The organism is Streptomyces boluensis (assembly GCF_009908195.1).
Taxonomy (GTDB): Bacteria; Actinomycetota; Actinomycetes; order Streptomycetales; family Streptomycetaceae; genus Streptomyces; species Streptomyces boluensis.
This window is the reverse complement of record NZ_JAAAHS010000711.1, coordinates 1-1,415: the sequence shown is the minus strand read 5'-3', so window position 1 is coordinate 1,415 and position 1,415 is coordinate 1. Positions and strand designations below refer to the sequence as shown.

Genomic DNA, 1,415 nt, shown 5'->3' with positions numbered 1-1,415 from the left:
CAGCTAGAGCTCAGACAGCCGCCGACTCAACCTTCGCGCCGCCACCCTGGGCACCCAACTCATCCGCACGCAACCCCAGTTCAGCCGTAGGAACCTTGTGCGTCTCCCGCCCCGTAGCAACCGCCACAGCACAGATGACACACACAGCGGCGGAGAACACCGCGACCCCCACCCAGTTGGACCCATCGCCCCCAGCGATCTGCTCGGCGATGGTGACGGCGAACCCGGCGACGGCGAAGCCGATCTGCGTCCCGACCGCCATACCGGAGAGCCGGACACGCGCGGGGAACATCTCCCCGTAGAACGAGGGCCAGATCCCATTGGCCGCGCTGTACACGACACCGAAGAACAGCACGCCGACCCCGAAGACCAGCGGATACGAGCCGGTGGATATCGCCCACAGGTAGACGAAGATCAGCACGGCGCAGCCGATCGCCCCCGTCAGAAAGACCGGCTTGCGGCCGATGCGGTCGGAGAGCCGCGCCCAGAGCGGGATGGCGAGCAGGGCGACGGCGTTGGCGCAGCCGTTGACCCAGAGCATGCCGGTCTTGTCGAGGCCGACAGCGTCACTGGTGGCGTACGCGAGGGCCCAGACGGAGAAGATCGTGCTGACCGTGGCGATCAGGGCCGCGCAGATCACACGCAGGACGCTCGCCCAGTGGTTCACGAGCAGCTCGGCGAGCGGCATCTTCGCGACGGCCTCGTTGGCGCTGGCCTCCTGGAAGACGGGCGTCTCGTCGAGGGTGCGCCGGATGACGAAGCCGATGACCGCGACGACCGCGCTGAGCAGGAACGGGATGCGCCAGCCCCAGGTGTAGAGCTGCTCGTCGGGCAGCGCGGCGACCGGGATGAAGGCGAGGGTGGCGAGGATCTGCCCGGCCTGGGTGCCGTTGAGGGTGAAGCTCGTGTAGTAGCCGCGGCGGTGTTCCGGGGCGTGTTCCAGGGTCATGGCGTTGGCGCTGGCCTGCTCGCCCGCCGCGGAGAGGCCCTGCAGGACGCGCATCAGGACGAGCAGCGTGGGGGCGAGGGTGCCGGCCTGCGCGTACGTGGGCAGGCAGCCGATCAGGAACGTGGACAGGCCCATGAGGACAAGCGTCCAGACCATGATCGTGCGGCGGCCGACGCGGTCGCCGATGTGACCGAGGAAGAGGGCGCCGACCGGCCGGGCCGCGTAGGCGACGCCGAAGGTGGCGAGGGAGATGAGGGTGGCGGTGGCCGGGTCGTCCGGGTCGAAGAAGACCTTGGGGAAGACCAGGGCGGCGGCGCTGCCGTAGATGAAGAAGTCGTAGTACTCGAGGGCGCTGCCGATCCAGGCGGCGAAGGCGGCCTTGCGCGGCTTGCCCACGGGCGGGGCGGACGGCACCGGGGCGGCTTCCGGGTGAGACACGGGGGCTCCTCGGGGGAGAGGCAGGGGG

At 69.8% G+C, this 1,415-nt stretch carries 1 protein-coding gene; it reads right to left on the bottom strand.

Going from position 1 to position 1,415, the window contains the following annotated elements:
• Positions 1-10: 10 nt before the first annotated feature.
• Positions 11-1,387 carry an MFS transporter gene (locus GUY60_RS37650; protein ID WP_161705993.1) on the bottom strand — a complete coding sequence of 459 codons (1,377 nt, stop codon included), beginning with the start codon at positions 1,385-1,387 and terminating at the stop codon, positions 11-13.
• Positions 1,388-1,415: the final 28 nt, after the last annotated feature.